Origin of the sequence: Pedobacter sp. PACM 27299, assembly GCF_001412655.1 — a bacterium.
Taxonomy (GTDB): domain Bacteria; phylum Bacteroidota; class Bacteroidia; order Sphingobacteriales; family Sphingobacteriaceae; genus Pedobacter.
Window position 1 is genome coordinate 2,282,023 of record NZ_CP012996.1, and the last position, 16,908, is coordinate 2,298,930.

16 protein-coding genes are annotated in these 16,908 nt (G+C 36.7%); 6 read left to right on the forward strand and 10 right to left on the reverse strand.

Annotated elements, in window-relative coordinates:
- The 6 genes from AQ505_RS09555 to AQ505_RS09580 form a co-directional block, all read right to left on the reverse strand.
- Positions 1 to 1,080 (reverse strand): hypothetical protein, encoded by a 1,080-nt coding sequence (locus AQ505_RS09555; protein WP_062547969.1) that lies wholly within the window; start codon positions 1,078 to 1,080, stop codon positions 1 to 3.
- Between the two features lie 185 nt (positions 1,081 to 1,265).
- A complete protein-coding gene (locus tag AQ505_RS09560) occupies positions 1,266 to 1,550 on the reverse strand; it encodes a hypothetical protein (RefSeq protein ID WP_062547970.1) in 285 nt (94 codons plus the stop codon).
- A 17-nt stretch (positions 1,551 to 1,567) separates the two neighbouring features.
- Positions 1,568 to 2,344, reverse strand: a complete 777-nt coding sequence (locus AQ505_RS09565) for a hypothetical protein (RefSeq protein ID WP_157262285.1) — start codon at positions 2,342 to 2,344, stop codon at positions 1,568 to 1,570.
- Between the two features lie 27 nt (positions 2,345 to 2,371).
- A complete protein-coding gene (locus tag AQ505_RS09570; RefSeq protein WP_062547972.1) occupies positions 2,372 to 2,569 on the reverse strand; it encodes a hypothetical protein in 198 nt (65 codons plus the stop codon).
- 33 nt (positions 2,570 to 2,602) lie between these two features.
- Positions 2,603 to 2,878, reverse strand: coding sequence for a hypothetical protein (locus AQ505_RS09575; protein WP_062547973.1), 276 nt, complete (start codon positions 2,876 to 2,878; stop codon positions 2,603 to 2,605).
- A 50-nt stretch (positions 2,879 to 2,928) separates the two neighbouring features.
- Positions 2,929 to 3,120: a hypothetical protein gene (locus AQ505_RS09580; protein ID WP_062547974.1), complete on the reverse strand. Its 192-nt coding sequence runs from the start codon at positions 3,118 to 3,120 to the stop codon at positions 2,929 to 2,931.
- Positions 3,121 to 3,675: 555 nt separating this feature from the next.
- On the opposite strand from AQ505_RS09580, the gene AQ505_RS09585 reads away from it, so the two are divergent.
- Together AQ505_RS09585 and AQ505_RS09590 are read left to right on the forward strand one after the other, a co-directional pair.
- Positions 3,676 to 5,601, forward strand: coding sequence for a sensor histidine kinase (locus AQ505_RS09585; RefSeq protein ID WP_062547975.1), 1,926 nt, complete (start codon positions 3,676 to 3,678; stop codon positions 5,599 to 5,601).
- On the forward strand, positions 5,594 to 6,358 hold the full coding sequence (locus AQ505_RS09590) for a LytR/AlgR family response regulator transcription factor (RefSeq protein ID WP_231635058.1): 765 nt from the start codon (positions 5,594 to 5,596) through the stop codon (positions 6,356 to 6,358). Before AQ505_RS09585 ends, AQ505_RS09590 begins: the two co-directional genes overlap by 8 nt.
- A 123-nt stretch (positions 6,359 to 6,481) precedes the next feature.
- On the opposite strand, the gene AQ505_RS09595 is transcribed toward AQ505_RS09590, so the two are convergent.
- On the reverse strand, positions 6,482 to 8,887 hold the full coding sequence (locus AQ505_RS09595) for a serine hydrolase (RefSeq protein WP_062547976.1): 2,406 nt from the start codon (positions 8,885 to 8,887) through the stop codon (positions 6,482 to 6,484).
- Between the two features lie 114 nt (positions 8,888 to 9,001).
- Entirely contained in the window at positions 9,002 to 9,394 is a 393-nt protein-coding gene (locus AQ505_RS09600) for a winged helix-turn-helix transcriptional regulator (protein WP_062547977.1), read from the reverse strand.
- A gap of 108 nt (positions 9,395 to 9,502) precedes the next feature.
- Between AQ505_RS09600 and AQ505_RS09605 the strand changes: the two genes are divergently transcribed.
- Positions 9,503 to 10,378 carry an SDR family oxidoreductase gene (locus AQ505_RS09605; RefSeq protein WP_062547978.1) on the forward strand — a complete coding sequence of 292 codons (876 nt, stop codon included), beginning with the start codon at positions 9,503 to 9,505 and terminating at the stop codon, positions 10,376 to 10,378.
- 63 nt (positions 10,379 to 10,441) lie between these two features.
- Here AQ505_RS09605 and AQ505_RS09610 read toward each other — a convergent pair whose 3' ends face one another.
- Together AQ505_RS09610 and AQ505_RS09615 are read right to left on the reverse strand one after the other, a co-directional pair.
- A complete protein-coding gene (locus AQ505_RS09610; RefSeq protein WP_062547979.1) occupies positions 10,442 to 11,764 on the reverse strand; it encodes a serine hydrolase domain-containing protein in 1,323 nt (440 codons plus the stop codon).
- Between the two features lie 58 nt (positions 11,765 to 11,822).
- Positions 11,823 to 12,878 carry a serine hydrolase domain-containing protein gene (locus tag AQ505_RS09615; protein WP_062547980.1) on the reverse strand — a complete coding sequence of 352 codons (1,056 nt, stop codon included), beginning with the start codon at positions 12,876 to 12,878 and terminating at the stop codon, positions 11,823 to 11,825.
- A gap of 135 nt (positions 12,879 to 13,013) precedes the next feature.
- Between AQ505_RS09615 and AQ505_RS09620 the strand changes: the two genes are divergently transcribed.
- From AQ505_RS09620 to AQ505_RS09630, 3 genes are all read left to right on the forward strand, one after another.
- A complete protein-coding gene (locus tag AQ505_RS09620) occupies positions 13,014 to 14,648 on the forward strand; it encodes an ABC-F family ATP-binding cassette domain-containing protein (protein WP_062550949.1) in 1,635 nt (544 codons plus the stop codon).
- Between the two features lie 254 nt (positions 14,649 to 14,902).
- The gene (locus tag AQ505_RS09625) at positions 14,903 to 15,481 is read left to right on the forward strand and encodes an RNA polymerase sigma factor (protein WP_062547981.1); all 579 of its coding nucleotides are present in this window, start codon (positions 14,903 to 14,905) and stop codon (positions 15,479 to 15,481) included.
- A gap of 94 nt (positions 15,482 to 15,575) precedes the next feature.
- On the forward strand, positions 15,576 to 16,733 hold the full coding sequence (locus AQ505_RS09630) for a FecR family protein (protein WP_062547982.1): 1,158 nt from the start codon (positions 15,576 to 15,578) through the stop codon (positions 16,731 to 16,733).
- Positions 16,734 to 16,908: the final 175 nt, after the last annotated feature.

Here is a 16,908-nt window from a genome sequence, read left to right on the forward strand (position 1 = left end):
CTATTCAGACCAGATTTTATTAAAGGTTTCGGATAATTTATCTTTATTTATAGCACAGCCTGAAGCAGAAACAGTGATCCCGGATTCTTTAAGATTGAGGTAGCCTTCTTCATAGTTCCATCTAGAAATAAAAGGATTATAAACACATTCAAAATGATGAAACCAGTAATTAGCTCCTTTTTCAGGCACGCGTGTATCGGTACACATATATCTGAATTCGCAGTGCTGGCAAACAAGGGTTTGTTTCTTGTTGAGGTTGCTAAGATCCAAAAATGAACTGCCATTGATTATTTGATGAAATTCATCATAAGTCATCGAAGTAATGTTGCCGAAATTTTGTATATTATTAAGCCCGTTTTTAATATTGCCACTTTGATCAATATAAATTTTTCCGTTGTAATAGGAGTGTTTGTTATAAGCTTCCAGAAAAAAATCTTGGTTTACAAATAATTTGTCCTTGCTGAGCAGCTGTTGGTAATCTGCAAAATTCTCAGTGAAAAAATTGTAATAAATGTTATCTTTTAGTATGGTGTGCGGACTATCTGCCCCAAAAAAATTAACTGAAAATACGCGCTGTCGAGCTAATTCCCGCTCATATTTGTCAAGGGTTTTTTCATCAAATTTTTCGATATAAAGATATATACCATCAATTTCCAGATGGGCAAATGACTTTATCAAATGGATCACTTTATCGTCTATTTGCGGCGAAATTATGCTTAAGTTTTGAAGGTGATGTTGACTTATAAAATCAATAAAATTGTGGTTAATATTGACATGTACTACAGCATGCGTTAGCTGGTTAGTGTGGTGTAAGGCATTCGATATTTTCGGAAATCTTTTCTTTTCCTGAGCTGATGCCACTTCAAAAATAACCTCTAAATTTAAAAGATAATCTATCAGTTCGCTGCGCTCAGATAGATCAGAAATCCTGGTAAAATCTATAAAGCTATCGGTGTTTAAAATATGGTAATGTTCGTTTGAAATAAAATGGTAGTCTTTACGACCCAAATCGTAAATTACAGCCCTGTTGAACCCAATTACTGGAACGCACAGTTGGTTTCGAAGATATAATTTGATCATATCGGGGATTTAAAGTATAGGTCCAGTTGTAATCTATTGGTATGGTAGATCTTAGAAATCCTCGTTCTAATAAGGTAGCTAGGTTTAGGCTTTTTTACCAATGATTTTAGGTGCAATGGTGCTTGTCCGGTACCTATCAGTTCTTTTATTTTTTTCATAGGTTTTATCTTTATATGGGTTAAAAATTAAAGTGCCAATGCAATCTCTTTCTCCAAATTGTAATTGCAAGGGGATGATACCATACCAAATTGCCCAACGGGATTTAAGTCTAAAAAATAATACTTAGCATCATCACTGGAGTAAATCACATCAAACGATGCACAGTTCAGTCCGCATGCATCAAGCATTTTTTTTAGTTTTTTTTCATATGTTTTTTCTAAAGTATAGGGTGCAACCCTATTTGGTTTATCTCTATCATAATTTCTGAAATCAACATTGGTATTGCTATTGTTTTGGGAGAATATGGCCATGGCGTAAAATTTACCATTCAGGTAAAAAACCCTAATCTCATAGGCTTTAGTGATGGCCTGCTGAAAAAAAGTAGGCACAAATCGCTCGGGAGGGCATCAATATCTTCTGGACTAACCATGGAGGTATAGGCCATGTGCGAGAAATCTTCCTCATCTTGTATGGAAAAAGGGGTGCTAATAGGCTTAGAAATAATACACTTTTCTTGCTCGAAAAAATTGGCAACTGTGTTTTTGCAACCTGTAACTAAGTATTTAGGAGCTAAAACACCATATTGTTCACAAAGTTCCATTAAATATAGTTTGTTGATATCGCTGTTTTTGAATTTATTTACCGAAGGAATTTTATCCAGCCTGTAATAAAAATATTCTATCAGAGCGGTATGCTCAGTGCGTAGATAATCTTTAATTAAAATGTTCTTAAATCTGGCAAAAAGATCCAATCCGCCCCTGCGGTACCACATTTTGTTAATCTGGCTGCCCAAAACTGTTTTCCCATTTATGGTGATGGCAAAATCTGAAGAGGTAAGCCATAGAAGTTCTAATAAGGTATCCTCATTGATTCTAATAAACGGCTTATTTAGCCGTATAAGCCAGCTGATTACAGAACTGGTAGAATAATCGCTATTTATTGAAAATATTAATATCACGTAACTGGATTTATGATTTTTAATTGCCAGCTTATTCAGCCACCTATTTTTTTGCCTGTTTAGTTGTGCTTGAGAAACAAGGAGTTTAAAACATAATAGACCTGTAGCTCCTGTTTCAAAGGCCAATAAAACCATCGAGCCTATCATAGCTCGATGGGTATTTGAGTTAGTTAATTAAGTTTGCCATGATGAATTAGCGACAGTGCCAATTGTTTGACCCTGATCGTTGTACATTGCTGTTGATTTATCTCCACAGTTTTCACCATAGGTATAGGTGCTGCATACGGCGTGGGTTCCCATAGCAAGGCCGCCGTTAACTTGGCTGTTTTCTAGTGCTATTTTTTTCTCCAACAATTTTTTGCTGTTTTTCATATCTTATAAATTAAGTTTTTAATAGATGGGTTGTTATGGACAATTTGTGAAAAAGCATTCTTCAACAAGTTGTTTACCGTCTGTAACTACTTGTGAGCTGATCACAGTGCAACCTTGATTATTTGTATAGGTGTGGCTTGTGTTTTTATAAGTTACATTAGCAAGTCCTCCACTAATTTGACTATTCTGTAGTTCGATTTTTTTCTCGAACAATTTTTTGCTGTTTTTCATTTTTTTCTGATTATTATTCATTCGATTGACAACTTTTAAATTTTGAAACTTTAAATAGAGATCTTGATGGTTATTCATGAAATCTAATTTTGCGTCAAATTTTAAAATAAGAAGGGATTATTTTCCTGTTAACGTAGCCCGAAACCTATTGGTACGTTAGTTCCAGGCTGGTCAAAGCCAATGTCCGTGCAAGTGTCAGGATTTTCTCTTGTTCCTGTTTCTGCTACAGATAATTGATTGCTGAATCCAAGTTTGCCGCCGTTGATTTGGCATTCTTTTAATTCAATACTTTTTTCGAATAATCTTTTGGTTGTTTTCATAATTAAACTTGAGTTAATAGTTAGATCGCCAACATACCCTGGCGTTTAGGTTTTTGCTGATCAGCCATTTATAACTGCATTCTTTGTACGTCTACAAGCACAGGATATAAATTGCATATTTAGGTGGTAATTAAATCTCGAACCAATGGTTACAAGTTTAATCACATCTTAAAATTCGACACAAACTATTGGCTACACAAGTGACAGTTGATATATGATGGGTTTGAACCCATATTCGTAAAGTATCTGTGAATATTCGCTAATGAAAACTGGTTTAGTAGTGTAATCTTGCTTTTTGACTAAAAAAAATTGATAAATATTACATTTAATTATATTTTTAGATAAGCGTAAGCAGTCAATTCTGGATGCGGAGCCAACTGTTATTCCTAACTGGAAGGGCTTGATTTTTAAATATTCCTAAGCCAAATAAAGGGCCGATTTAATCGAATAAAGGTTAAAATGTAACGAATATTTAATAAGGCTATCATTTAAAGTGTACTGTTAATATATTTAGGAAATGGTTTCGATATACTTTGATACATCAATACACAATTAATGAATAGCTATAGAAAAAGTGCAGTTCCTGTCTTATGCCTTATATTAAGTTTGTTTTTACTTAGTTCCTGTAACCGGCAAGATGCCAGTTCTACGAGCAAAAATGTAACTATCGTAAACACTGAAAATCCAAAAGACTACTTAGCCCTGATCATTTCTTTTGATACACTTGCCGCCGCTAATGTGAAGAAAATCATTTATCAAGAAGATAGGCTACTTTCGCAGCAACCCAGCCGAGATCAAAATCCTTATTTCCACTATTTTAGAGCGAGAAAATTTAATCTCGAAAAAAAGAGAGACAGTGCAGTGGCAGAATTTGAACTGATGAAAGGAGGGCAGACGCCCAATGAAGTTGAACTATTGAAAAAATTCCAAACACTAGACCTTGCAATGGGCAACGGAGCGATGGTCGAATCTACTGTAATGAAACGTGTTTTTTCTGCAATTGAAGAAGCTGAGCGTTTAAAAAGTAAATTGACCTATCGTTTTTATGATTTACTGGCCAGGGCGTACTATCAAAATCAGAATGAGGAAAATTCTTTGGCTTATGCCGCTTTGTATTTTAAAAACCATCCTTATAAATCACATTCGGTTATTCAGCAAAGGTATTTTGATATCTCTTTCTTATTAGCATATCGTCTAAGAAATTTTAAGAAAATGGCCTATTATAATTCTCAGGCCCGAATTTTGGCTCAAAAGGTTGGTGATAGTTTGGCTATTGCTCGTACTTACGATAACGAGGCTCAAATTTATAGCGCACAAATGCAACATGCAAAAGCCTTGGTCTGTAGTAAAATTTATTTCAACTACCTTAAAAAAACAAATAATCTAAACGATGTAGCCTTCAATAATTTAGCTACAGCTTTTAATCTCAATAAGCAACCGGATTCTGCAATTTATTATTATAAAGAAGGTATTGCTCTAGAGCGCAAAGAAGCATCTGGTAAACAAAAAACAGTTTATTATTTAGGTTTAATAGACGCTTATAAAATGAAAGGTGATCTTGTAAAAGCCTTGCAAGCCGCAGATTCTGCTCATAGGATTGAAATTCGTAATAATAAAGCCATTGAGGCAGTCAAAGTGGCGGAGATGCATGAGCAATACGAAACTGAAAATAAAGACCAAAATATACAGCAGCTAAAAAGTAGGAACCAGCTGAATGAAACGATCATTAAACAACAACGTTGGACCATATTCTTAAGTTTATTGGTTTTCATAGGTGTACTTTCCTTTCTATATGGTTTTTATCGCCAACAAAGATTGAAAGAGAAGAATAAGTTGTTGAAATCTGATGTCGACCGGTTGAATATGGAGCAGAAAATGTTGCAGTCACAACTAAATCCGCATTTTATTTTCAATGCTATCGCTAATTTGCAGAGCCTAATCGCATCAGGACATACAGATGAATCGGTAAGTTACCTGAAGTCATTTTCTGGACTGTTGAGAGGTGTTTTAGAGCAAAATAGAAAGGATTTCATTGAAATCGAAGAAGAAATCACTTCCTTAGAAAACTATATTCAACTACAGCAAATGCGTTATGCTGGAGCTTTCGATTATAAAATTACAGTGGACGACCAGTTAGATCAAAACGAGATTTTAATTCCACCCATGTTAATACAACCCTTTGTCGAAAATGCCATAGAACATGGTTTTAGGAACATTGCCTATAAAGGTTTGTTGACTATTTCTTTCAGATTGGAAGACAATAGTTTAATGATTGAGATTGATGATAATGGTAGTGGCTTAACCAAAATGGAAACCGATAAGCAGAAAAAGCAATCGTTAGCACAGATTATTTTGAAAGAGCGGTTCGACCTTTTATTTACATCCCGCAGACAAAAGGCCCACTTTAAAGTTGCAGATAATATAGGCCCTGATGCAAAAGGTGTGCGGGTTGAAATTACAATACCAATAATTAATGAATAAGATGATAGCTATGAAACTTTATATTTTAGAAGATGAAATTCGAATTTTACAACATATCCAGCAAATTGTAAAAAAGATAGATTATATCGAAGTAGTTGGTTTTGCAGGGGAAATTGCAATTGCAAAAAAAGAAATCCCTGTTTTAAAGCCAAATATGATTTTGGCTGATATTAGGCTTAAAGATGGAGATAGTTTTCATTTATTTAATGAAATAGGTGTTGCCGATTTTCAGGTTATTTTTCTAACAGCGTATGATCAATATGCCATCCAGGCGCTTAATTTGGGCGCATTTGGTTATTTACTCAAGCCAATTGATGAAATAGCATTGATATCGTATTTGAATAAATGTTTTCATCACCATTATCAGGAGACTATTGAACAGCAGCAACTTGAAATTGCTAAAGAACATTATCTTGCTAAAGGTGTGGCAGAAATAAAACGTATTGCACTAAAAAGTCTTGAATATATAGAGGTAGTGGCAATTGAAGATATCATGTTTTGCAAAAGCGATAGAGGCTACACTACATTTTATTTGAAAAATGGTAGCGAGATTTTAGTTTCCAGAGGACTGAAAGAATATGAAATTTTGCTGACTCAGTTTGGTTTTTTAAGGTGTCATCAGTCTTATTTAGTCAATTTTAAATACGTTAAAAAATATTATAGAGAAGGATATCTGCAAATGGAAAACAAGGAAAATATACTCGTTTCTAGCAGGAAAAAGGATGAGGTTTTGAGATATCTTGAAAACATTACATAAGTCATAACACATAAAGAAAGCAATAGGCCTATTGCTTTCTTTATTAAATTCATTTTTTTTGAAGACACCGCTAATGTTTTGGTAAAATCAATGATTTTTGCAATCTATTCTGAATGATGAGTATCAATGCTTTATTTTTTCAAAAAATAGATGTTTAATCCTATCAGAATTTATATAAAACCCTGTAATGTTTTTTTGTTTGTCGCGGGTAAATCGAATACCACCTAAATTCCTGGCGCTACTTAAGAATATATCCTTCTGAATAGGACTGAGGCTAATCAGAGGTTGATTTTTATTGCTTGTGAATAAGCCTTTTTCATTTAGGGACAATGTATATGTTGTATTTAACGCATGATTATAGAAGTTGCCCGTAAATTCATTCAGAGCAGCAGGAGAATGCTTGACCGGTTGGTAGGCTTCGTATACATACTCATCACTTTCACCATAAGTGTAAATCATTTTCATTCTGCCATCTTCCTTACGAAATTTCACCATGATCTCATCATCTCCATCTACCACCATTTGAAAAACATTTTCTGATAATGGTACGAGCTGACTCTCGTCATTGCCGTCTAAAGTTTGGTATTTTAAGGTGTCATTTTCTACATAAAGCTTTCTGGCCGCTGCATTTTCATTGTCCCAATAATGGCCACTGTAGATGTCTAATTGCTGGGGTGTTAATTTTATGGTTTCTAGCTGATTAAAATCAATGGTTGCGGGTTTAGGAAATATATCTCCAAGCACTTCGAGCGCCAAATTCATGGCCAGTCGACCATTGTATCTATTGTTGTTGCCAAGAACAAATGAAGTGACATTCTGATGTGGGAATATGAAAATATTACTGGCATAACCACCTTCTAAGCCATAAGTCCAAAATTTGGGAACACCTCGTTCAGCATGCTGATATTGTTGCCCATATAACAACTTTCCTGCAGTAGGGTTAAAAGTTGTGCGGTCATCATCTAATGTAACAGGTAGATTTAGTTTTTCAATTAACTTCTTGCTGCCTATTTTAGGGTTTTCAAAATTGAGATACCAACGACTTAAATCTGCAGCCGAAGTGTAAAGATTGGTAGTTCCAACAATAGAATAGTTGATCGGATTATTCTTTATCCCGTTTTTTTCGACTTGATAGGAGACTGCGATGTTAGGTATGATCTGTTCATGGTCGTCAATAAACAAAGTATTGGTCATACCCAAAGGTCCAAAAATATGCTGTTGAGAAAAGGTTGCGAAGGTCTGGCCGGTCAGTTGTTTTACCACTTCAGTTAGTAAAATGAGTCCTGATGCAGTTTGGGAAAATCTTGTACCTGGTATATAATCCAGTTTTTTCTGCTGAAAGATTAGTTTCAATGCATCTTGCTGGGTAAAAACATCTTTACTTCTCCATCCTGCTATTTCTTTTAGGGCTAAAAAATCAGGCAATCCGCTGGATTGGCTTAGCAAATGTTTAATAGTGATGGTATGTCCATAATCAGGTAACTGAGGAATATATTTACGGACATCATCAGATAGATTGAGTTTCCCCTGTTCTTCAAGGAGTAAAATGGCAAAGGCGGTAAATTGCTTTGACATGGTACCTATTTGAAATTTCGTGTCTACCGTGATGGGCGATTGGTGTTTCACATCTGCAGTTCCAAAACCTTTTAAGTAGACAATTTCACCATTCTTCAACAGCGCTGCAGCCACTCCCGGTTTATGCGGAGCGTTGTCCCATTCCGAGAATACCTGATCTAAGTTTTTGGTTGTCCCTTGCTGTAAGTGGGGGATGGTAGCTTCAATAAGTGCTATAATTTCATGAGTCATTTTTGAGGCAGAACTAGGATCTTGCCCGGTTACAAATCTGCCATCAACAATCGTAAAACTGTCCCAGCCTTGATCAGAATAAACAAAGTTGCCCCCATTTTTTTTTATGGCCTGGTCAATCACAAAAGGAAATGTTTTGTAGTATGCTGCTTTCTGGTTTTCAAACTTGTTTGGAAACCCAGTTATTTTTTTGTCCTTATACAGCGATTTTCCAGCATCATTCTTTAGATAGACTAAGCCTGCCGTACCATGACAAATGGCGCCAACGACTCCGTTCCTTTCATAAATTTTCCTGGTTATGTTTTGAATAGTTTGATCCTCTGCCACACCAAACATGGCTGCTCCGCCACCAGTATAAAGAACTGCACTATAATCGTCCGTGTTGATGTCTAATGGCTTTGAAGTATGCTCCAATTTATCCATGAAAAAGGCATCGTAGAGATACTTTTTCTGAATACTATCAGATGAATTGATATAACCAATCGGAATTGCGCCACCTTTAGGACTGATGAGGTCAACTGAATATCCTGCTTTTACAAATAGATGATAAGGAATCACAATCTCCTCAAAGTGATTAGCAGCTGTAATTTTACTATTGCCATAAAACTCCTGATTGGAGGTTACAAATAAGATTTTTTTTTGCGCATAAGCAGATTTAAATAATAAGCTGAACAAAATACCAATCATCATTACCTGATAGAATTTAGATGTCGATCTATACATAAGTTTTTTTGTGTAAATGTATAGGGACACCTATGCCTTGAAGGTTTTCGATCGTAAGATTGGAGTATGATATTATAGAATAGAACTCATAAAAATCTAAATGTTTAAATCAATCTAATCTATGGTTGCTTTTGGCCAATTACTTTTTATGGCTTCTGCCCTGTGCAGCATTCCCCAATCAATCATCGAGTCAATTACACTGGTGATACTTTTACCGGACTCCGTGAGTAGGTACTCTATTAATACAGGAGTTTGGTTATATACTTTTCGCTCTACAATGCCATTAATTTCCAGTTCTTTCAATTCTTTTGAGAGCATCCTGGGAGTTATTTTATCGATGTTGTCCTGTAAATCCTTAAAGCGGGTTTTCCCATGCAAAAGTGAAGCAATTATCGGCAGTTTCCATTTTCCGTTCATCACATTTAAAGTGTCGGTTAAGGCCATTACATAATGCTTTGGGCACTGCTGCACTTTATCTCTATCTAATAATTCCTTGAAATCACTCATATTATTGTCTTATGCTTAGTATACAAATGTATAGTGCTAATCTTTAGTAACAAAGTATACTTAGTATATTAATATCGCTAGGTTTGAATTCTAATTAAAACATAAGATATGATTTTAGTAACCGGTGCAACAGGTCAGTTTGGCTCAAAAGCCATTGAATATTTATTAAATAAAGGTGTTAAACCATCTGAAATTTCCGCTTTAGTCAGAGATGCAGCAAATGCAGATCATCTTAAAAGTAAAGGAATTGAAGTAAGAGTTGGGAATTACACAGACTATGATTCATTAGTTAAAGCATTTCAGGGAATAGAAAAGCTATTATTGGTTTCTAGTAACGATAGACAAGCGGTCGAAAACAGGACTGCGCATCATATAAACGCCATAAAGGCTGCGAAATCTGCCAATGTTAAACACGTCGTTTATACTTCTTTTGTAAGGGAAGCAGGTTTTGAGGATTCGGCTATAGCAGCATTCCAGGATTCACATGTACAAACAGAAGCCTATCTGATCGCTAGCGGCCTTGATTATACTATTCTTCAAAATGGCATTTATCTGGAAATGATACCAGTTTTTGCCGGAGAAAAAGTAGGGGAGACTGGTGTCCTATTATTTCCTGCAGCCGATGGAAAAGCAAGTTATGTGCTTCGAGAAGAGCTGGCAGAAGCTGCTGCAGAGATATTAACCATTGATGGACATGAAAAACAAATTTATAGTTTAACTAATTCAGCTTCCGTTTCTTTTAAGGAGATCGCGAAGGCCATAGCTGATCAGCTGGGAAAAGATGTTGATTATCAATCTTTAGCAGTGGAGACATTTGAAGCCAAACTGAAACAGTTTGGAGTTCCAGACTTATATATTGGTATGTTTACCATGTGGGCAACAGCGCAGGCGCAAGGTGCAATGGATGTAGTGGACGATACGTTAGAAAGATTCTTAGGTAGGAAACCGACAACCATGTCTCAGTTTATTGCTCAGATTTATTAGGCTTCTTTAGCTCAATTGTACTTGTTTTTAAACGGAATTCATAGTTTTGTAAATTCTCTGTCGTCAATTGATGATCTTGATATAGGTTTCTAAGATGCCATCTTGAAGCAATTTCATCTCCTTCTTTTCCGTAGAAAAACTAAGTGTAATGTTTTCATATTTAAAAATCTTATTGCCCAAATAGTCAAAGGGTACATAAATTTGACCTGCTTTTGAATGTTGAAACACTAAACTTTGTCCATTAGAAGAAATGGTTACGGTGTGTTTTTTATTCTCGTCTAAATATGTACCCTTTATTTTATCACACTCTTCGGGGGATAGACCAGAGATCTGATCAAAATCGGGGATTTCGGGTTTGATGCCAAAGGCATATCTTGTTAATATATTATTAATATTGAAAATACTAATATTTACCGCATTTGTCAAGGTGACTACACCCAGGTCTTCTTTAGGGAAATACCAATAATCTGAAATATAGTTTTCTACCCGCCCGGTATGCGTGAAGCCAACTGGATTATCGACACTGAGTTTTTCAATACCCATCCCATATTCTCCCTGATTTGCTGGAAGCATCCGGTCTAAACTTTGCTTACTGATGATTTTGCCATGGAATAGCGAATAAAGAAATCTGTTTAAATCTGTAGGAGTAGAAACAATTCCGCCACTAGCCGGATGATTGGAAAAGTTGACATTTCCGTTCTTTATATACTTATTTTGAATATTGTAGGACAGCGCTTCATTTTTTGTGACCTCCACCTTAAAGGTATAATAGGTGTTTTTTAATAGCAATGGTTTGCATATTTTTTCATCCAGAATCTCTGCAAAGGTTTTATGATAAATCTTTTGCAGGATAAAACCCAATAAAGCATAATTCGTATTGCTGTAATTATATTCTTTCCCGGGTTCAGAATTGCTGTTTTGTTTTACAAAAAAAGTGATAAACTCAGCTTCTGTATGGTATTGCTGTTCCCATTCCTGCTCGCCCTCTATTTCTGTGAAATTAAAAATTCCTGAACGGTGGTTTAACAACTGCTCAATGGTGATCCTACTTGCATTCTTGATTTGAGGGTAGTAGCTCGCTAATAAATCGCTTAGTTTTAGTTTATTTTCTTCAATAGCTCTAAGCACTAAAGCAGCAGTGAAGGTTTTTGTTAAGGACCCAATACGGAATTTGGTTTCCGGATTATTGCTTACTTTATTCTGTACATCTGCATATCCTACAGATTTGGAATAGATCAGGCTATCATTATGGCAAATAGCCACACTTCCCATAAACTTTTGTTTGTTAAAAAGTTGGTCAAAATAATCGTCCAGTTTTGATTGAGCACAAGATTGCTGCACTCCGGAGGCATAAAAAAATAGAAGAAGAATAAGGGCGCTTTTCATGATTCACAAACTGTTATGCAGGATGAAGATAGACAAAACTTCCAGTTGGTGTCTTAGTTTAAAGAATTGCTTTCCCGATTTTTAAGGCATAGTCTCCCAGATCTGTCAGATTGGTGTTCGACAGGATGATGATACTCAGTTCACTGTTTAAATAATGAAACCACACCGCATTCGCACCTGCGATCCTGCCATACCTTTCCATTCGTTTGTGTTTTTGATGATCCCGAACCCAAACACTGTAGCCATAATCATCTAATCCAGGTGTTAAAAGCTGATCCAAAGTTTCTTTGTTTATCAGTTTAAAAGAAAACAGGGCATTATTAAACTTAATCAGGTCGGAGGTACAAGAATACATGGCGCCTGCAGCAGAGAAATCTTCTACGTAAATAGGGATGTTGGGAATTAAATGGTCCAGACTTTTATCCTTATAGTAAGGGGTAGCGAGATTTTTTATCAATTTATAATGAGAAAGCAGTCCTGAGTTCTGCATTCCTAATGGAATAAGGATCTGCTGATTTAAGATTTGCTCGTAGGGTAATTGATAGATTACCTCTAAAATCTGACCTAAAATCATGTATTCCCCGTTGTTGTAATCGAATTTAGTTCCTGGTTTAGTCACCAAATCATTGGAACAAAAACGAGCAACAATTTCCTGTAAGGAATAGGGGGTATGATAAAAGCCAAGTCCATACTTTAAAAAGTTCTCATCTTTAGCGGTATCCGTATTTTTCATTCCAGAAGTATGATTCAATAACTGATGAATCGTCACTTTTGAACCAGCTTCTCCTTTATAATCAGGTAAATAATCCAGTATCTTTTTATTCAAATCAATTTTCCCATGCTCTACTAATTGAAGAATCAGCACTGCTGTAAATGTTTTTGTGATGGAGCAAACCTGGTATTTGGTGTTGTTTGTGATTGGAGAATTGAAGGCGCGCTCCGCTATGCCAAAGCTTTTGTGGTAGACTATTTTTGAATTCTTCTGCACCAATACAGTTCCGTTAAATTGGTGCTGTTTGGCATAAATTTCCACCAAATCGTTAACTTTTTGTGTTTGGCCGAAAGCGTAGTGACTAATGATAAAAAGGAACAGGGTATTTAAAAAGATCTTCATTTCCAGGGTTTGTTTAATGAAGAGACACCGGTTAATTTGATAAGTTGCACGTAACTTAATGCCTCTGCCTTTTATTTCTCTTTCTATAATCCGATGTCTTTCTCTTACCTTTGCAAATATTCAATATTCCATACTGTGATTAATGTAAACAACATCTCCGTTTCATTTGGCGGAACCACTCTTTTTAGCGACGTTACCTTTTCGATCAACGAGAACGATAAAATTGCCCTGATGGGTAAGAATGGTGCGGGCAAATCGACCATTTTAAAAATCATTGCCAATGCGTCAAAACCTACCTCTGGTAACGTAACCGGTCCTAAGGACGCGGTAATTGCGTATTTGCCACAGCATTTCCTGACCCAGGATAAGGCGACCGTTTTTGAAGAAACGATGAAAGCTTTTGAAGAGGTAAACCAGATGCAAAAAGAGCTTGAGGAGCTGAATGAGCAGCTGACGATTCGTACCGATTACGATAGTGACGATTACATGAAACTAATTGAACGCGTTTCCGAACTGAGCGAGAAATTTTATTCGATTGAAGAGGTCAATTATGATGCAGAGGTCGAAAAGGTATTAAAAGGCTTAGGTTTCGAGCGTAAAGACTTTAGCCGCCAAACTTCTGAGTTTTCGGGCGGATGGAGGATGCGTATCGAGCTTGCTAAAATTCTGTTAAAGAAACCTGATTTGATCTTGTTGGATGAGCCTACCAACCACATGGATATCGAGAGTATCCAATGGCTGGAAGATTTCCTGATCAACTCTGCTAAAGCAGTAATGGTCATCTCCCATGACCGTGCCTTTGTAGATAACATTACCAATCGTACCATTGAGGTAACGATGGGCAGAATCTACGATTATAAAGCAAAATATAGTCATTACTTACAGTTGCGCGCAGATCGTCGTGTTCACCAAGTGAAAGCTTATGAGGAACAGCAGCGTTTTATCGCAGATAATCAGGAGTTCATAGACCGTTTTAGAGGGGTCTACTCGAAAACCTTGTCGGTACAGTCGCGAGTGAAGATGCTCGAAAAGCTCGAAGTGATCGAGATCGACGAAGTGGATACTTCAGCATTGCGCCTGAAATTCCCGCCATCGCCGCGTTCCGGTCAATATCCGGTAATCGTAGAGGAGCTTACTAAAACCTATGGAGATCATGTGGTGTTCGAAAAAGCATCGATGGTGATCAAACAGGGAGAAAAAGTTGCTTTTGTTGGTAAAAACGGTGAAGGTAAGTCAACCATGATCAAAGCCATCATGGGTGAGATCGATTTTGAAGGGGAATTAAAAGTAGGTCATAATGCAAAGATTGGATACTTTGCCCAAAATCAGGCTGCATTGCTTGATGAAAATATGACGGTATTTGAAACCATCAACCAGATTCCACTAAGCGATGGTTCCATCAAAATTAAAGACCTTTTAGGTGCCTTTATGTTCAGTGGTGATGATACCACGAAGAAAGTTAAGGTGCTTTCCGGAGGAGAGAAAACCCGTTTAGCTATGATCAAGTTACTGTTAGAGCCAGTAAATGTATTGATCCTCGATGAGCCAACCAACCATTTGGATATGAAGACTAAAGATATTATCAAGGATGCCCTTAGAGATTTTGATGGTACAATTATTCTGGTCTCTCACGATCGGGATTTCCTGGATGGCTTGGCAGAAAAAGTATTTGAGTTTGGTAATAAGCGTGTTCGTGAGCATTTTGAAGATATTAAAGGCTTCCTTGCTTATAAAAAGATGGACAATTTGAAAGAAATAGAACAAAACTAAAAGACATATACCTATAGAAGGTTACTTACCGGGATTGAATCAACAATCCCGGTTTTTTATGCATACTGTTTTTCAATCTTAAAGCAATCTAATAGGAAAATAAGAAAATAACAGGCCATAAATAAAATGATGTAGTGCAAGTATTGGAATTAAAATATTAGCAGAATCAACCAGATAATTCGAGCTTTCCCAAATTATTTACATATTATTGGATTGAAATTTTAACTCATATTACTCCCGGAAGCTAATTATTAATGGAAAACTACGCTAAGCGCTCCGACTTAGAATTGTTACAGCTCCTCCAGCTTGGTGACCGTTTAGCTTATACAGAAATATTCGAAAGGTATAAGTTTATTCTGCATCACCATGCGATAAAAAAACTCCCAAATAGAGAGGAGGTGAAGGATATTGTGCAGGAAGTGTTTACCATGCTTTGGACAAAAAAAGAAGGTATAAATATCCATACCAACCTTTCGGGATACCTATATACCTCTTTAAGGCATAGCATTCTGGATCATTTTTCAAGACAGAAGGTCCGTGATAAGTATGTGGATTCTATGAAGAACTTTGTCGGCCAGGGAACCGTGTTACCTGATTACCGCATCAGGGAAAAGCAATTATCCGCAGCTATAGAAGCAGAAATTAACCTGTTACCTGAAAAAATGAGAATTGTTTTTGAACTGAGCAGGAAAACTTACCTCAGTCATAGCGAGATCGCCACTCAATTAGGGATCTCTGAAAAAACAGTCAACAGGCAGATTTCTAATGCTTTAAAGATACTGAGGTCGAGGTTAGGCCTGTTCGCTTACCTGGCTTTTCTGATCAGGTATTAAATAAAATAAAAAAAATATTCATTTCATCTGCATGTTCGGCTCGACTTAACCGTCTTGGTATTGGATTGGGGGGAAAAAACAATCTGAAATTAATATGCATGAAGCAGATTATGAAAAATTATTAGCTCAATATAAAGCAGGTAAATGCACTGAAGAAGAGATCGCTTTTATAGAAAGCTGGTACCTTGTTTATCAGGAGGGCACATTGTACGAGGATTTATCTTTAGGGGAAAGAACAGCTGATCTGGATATGGTAAGGGCCGAACTTGGTCTTGAATATCCAAATGCTCATGAATATCCTGAGCCAAGAAAGGTTAGCCTTTGGCCTCGACTGGTTTCTGCTGCTGCGATCTTCATCGTAGTTGGGGCAGGCCTATATTTTTACCTAGATAAAAACAGTCCGGCTGTTCCGGTCTACGCCAATGACATTCCTTCTAAAGGAAAAAAAACCGCTACGCTAACCCTGGCAAGTGGTGAAAAAATCGAATTGTCTGATGCGAAGGTTGGTAAATTGGCAGATCAGTCGGGGATTGAAATCTCTAAGACTAAAGACGGACAATTAATTTATGAAATAAAAGATCAGGCAAGTGCTGAGGCTAATCAATGGAATACACTTTCTACAGCCAAAAGTCAGACCTATGTGATACAGCTTCCTGACGGAACGAAAGTCTGGTTAAATGCAGCCTCTGTATTGAAGTACCCAGCTTCATTTGCAAAATTGAAAAACAGAGATGTGGAATTGAATGGGGAAGCCTATTTCGAGGTGGCCAAAGATCCGCTTCACCCATTTGTAGTCAAAACTGCTACACAGGAAGTTGAAGTATTGGGAACTCATTTTAATATCAATAGTTATACTGATGAAAATAGTACAAGAACTACACTCCTGGAAGGAGCGGTGAAGGTTAGTTTGGTAAATGGCATTCTTTCAAAGGTGATTAAACCTGGCGAGGAAGTACTGAATATACAGCAGCAGCTACAGGTAAGGCCAGCAAACCTCAAAGATGCGGTCGCCTGGAAAACAGGATACTTTAGATTCAATAATGAAAACCTGGAAAGCATCATGCGCCAGATCTCCAGATGGTACGACGTAGATGTAATCTATTCGGGTAATCGCAGCGAGCTTGCTGCCCTTACTTTCTGGGGTATTGTTTCCAAAGAGAAAAATGTTTCTGAAGTGCTAAAGATGATCGAACGTGCAGAGAAAGTGAAGTTCAGTATTAATGGCCGCACCATAACGGTCATGTCCAATTAAAATCTCCCACCCTTAATTATATAAACCTAAACCAAACCAACCACATGAAAAAGAGAAACCACCGCGACCCTTAGCCAGATTCAGATAAATCAGAAAACAGGAACGTTCGAACCGTTCCTGTTTAATCCTGATTGGCACAAAATAATGAATTAACAAATTTTATGATTACCGGATT

Bases quoted from the DNA above. Each gene is read 5' to 3' on its own strand.
- AQ505_RS09605 (WP_062547978.1), top strand. From the start codon at position 9,503: ATGATTTTAGTAACCGGTGCAACAGGTCAGTTTGGCTCAAAAGCCATT.
- AQ505_RS09575 (WP_062547973.1), bottom strand. From the start codon at position 2,878: ATGAATAACCATCAAGATCTCTATTTAAAGTTTCAAAATTTAAAAGTT.
- AQ505_RS09560 (WP_062547970.1), bottom strand. From the start codon at position 1,550: ATGGCCATATTCTCCCAAAACAATAGCAATACCAATGTTGATTTCAGA.
- AQ505_RS09590 (WP_231635058.1), top strand. From the start codon at position 5,594: ATGAATAAGATGATAGCTATGAAACTTTATATTTTAGAAGATGAAATT.
- AQ505_RS09625 (WP_062547981.1), top strand. From the start codon at position 14,903: ATGGAAAACTACGCTAAGCGCTCCGACTTAGAATTGTTACAGCTCCTC.
- AQ505_RS09595 (WP_062547976.1), bottom strand. From the start codon at position 8,887: ATGTATAGATCGACATCTAAATTCTATCAGGTAATGATGATTGGTATT.
- AQ505_RS09585 (WP_062547975.1), top strand. From the start codon at position 3,676: ATGAATAGCTATAGAAAAAGTGCAGTTCCTGTCTTATGCCTTATATTA.
- AQ505_RS09580 (WP_062547974.1), bottom strand. From the start codon at position 3,120: ATGAAAACAACCAAAAGATTATTCGAAAAAAGTATTGAATTAAAAGAA.
- AQ505_RS09600 (WP_062547977.1), bottom strand. From the start codon at position 9,394: ATGAGTGATTTCAAGGAATTATTAGATAGAGATAAAGTGCAGCAGTGC.
- AQ505_RS09610 (WP_062547979.1), bottom strand. From the start codon at position 11,764: ATGAAAAGCGCCCTTATTCTTCTTCTATTTTTTTATGCCTCCGGAGTG.
- AQ505_RS09565 (WP_157262285.1), bottom strand. From the start codon at position 2,344: ATGATAGGCTCGATGGTTTTATTGGCCTTTGAAACAGGAGCTACAGGT.
- AQ505_RS09630 (WP_062547982.1), top strand. From the start codon at position 15,576: ATGCATGAAGCAGATTATGAAAAATTATTAGCTCAATATAAAGCAGGT.
- AQ505_RS09555 (WP_062547969.1), bottom strand. From the start codon at position 1,080: ATGATCAAATTATATCTTCGAAACCAACTGTGCGTTCCAGTAATTGGG.
- AQ505_RS09570 (WP_062547972.1), bottom strand. From the start codon at position 2,569: ATGAAAAACAGCAAAAAATTGTTGGAGAAAAAAATAGCACTAGAAAAC.
- AQ505_RS09615 (WP_062547980.1), bottom strand. From the start codon at position 12,878: ATGAAGATCTTTTTAAATACCCTGTTCCTTTTTATCATTAGTCACTAC.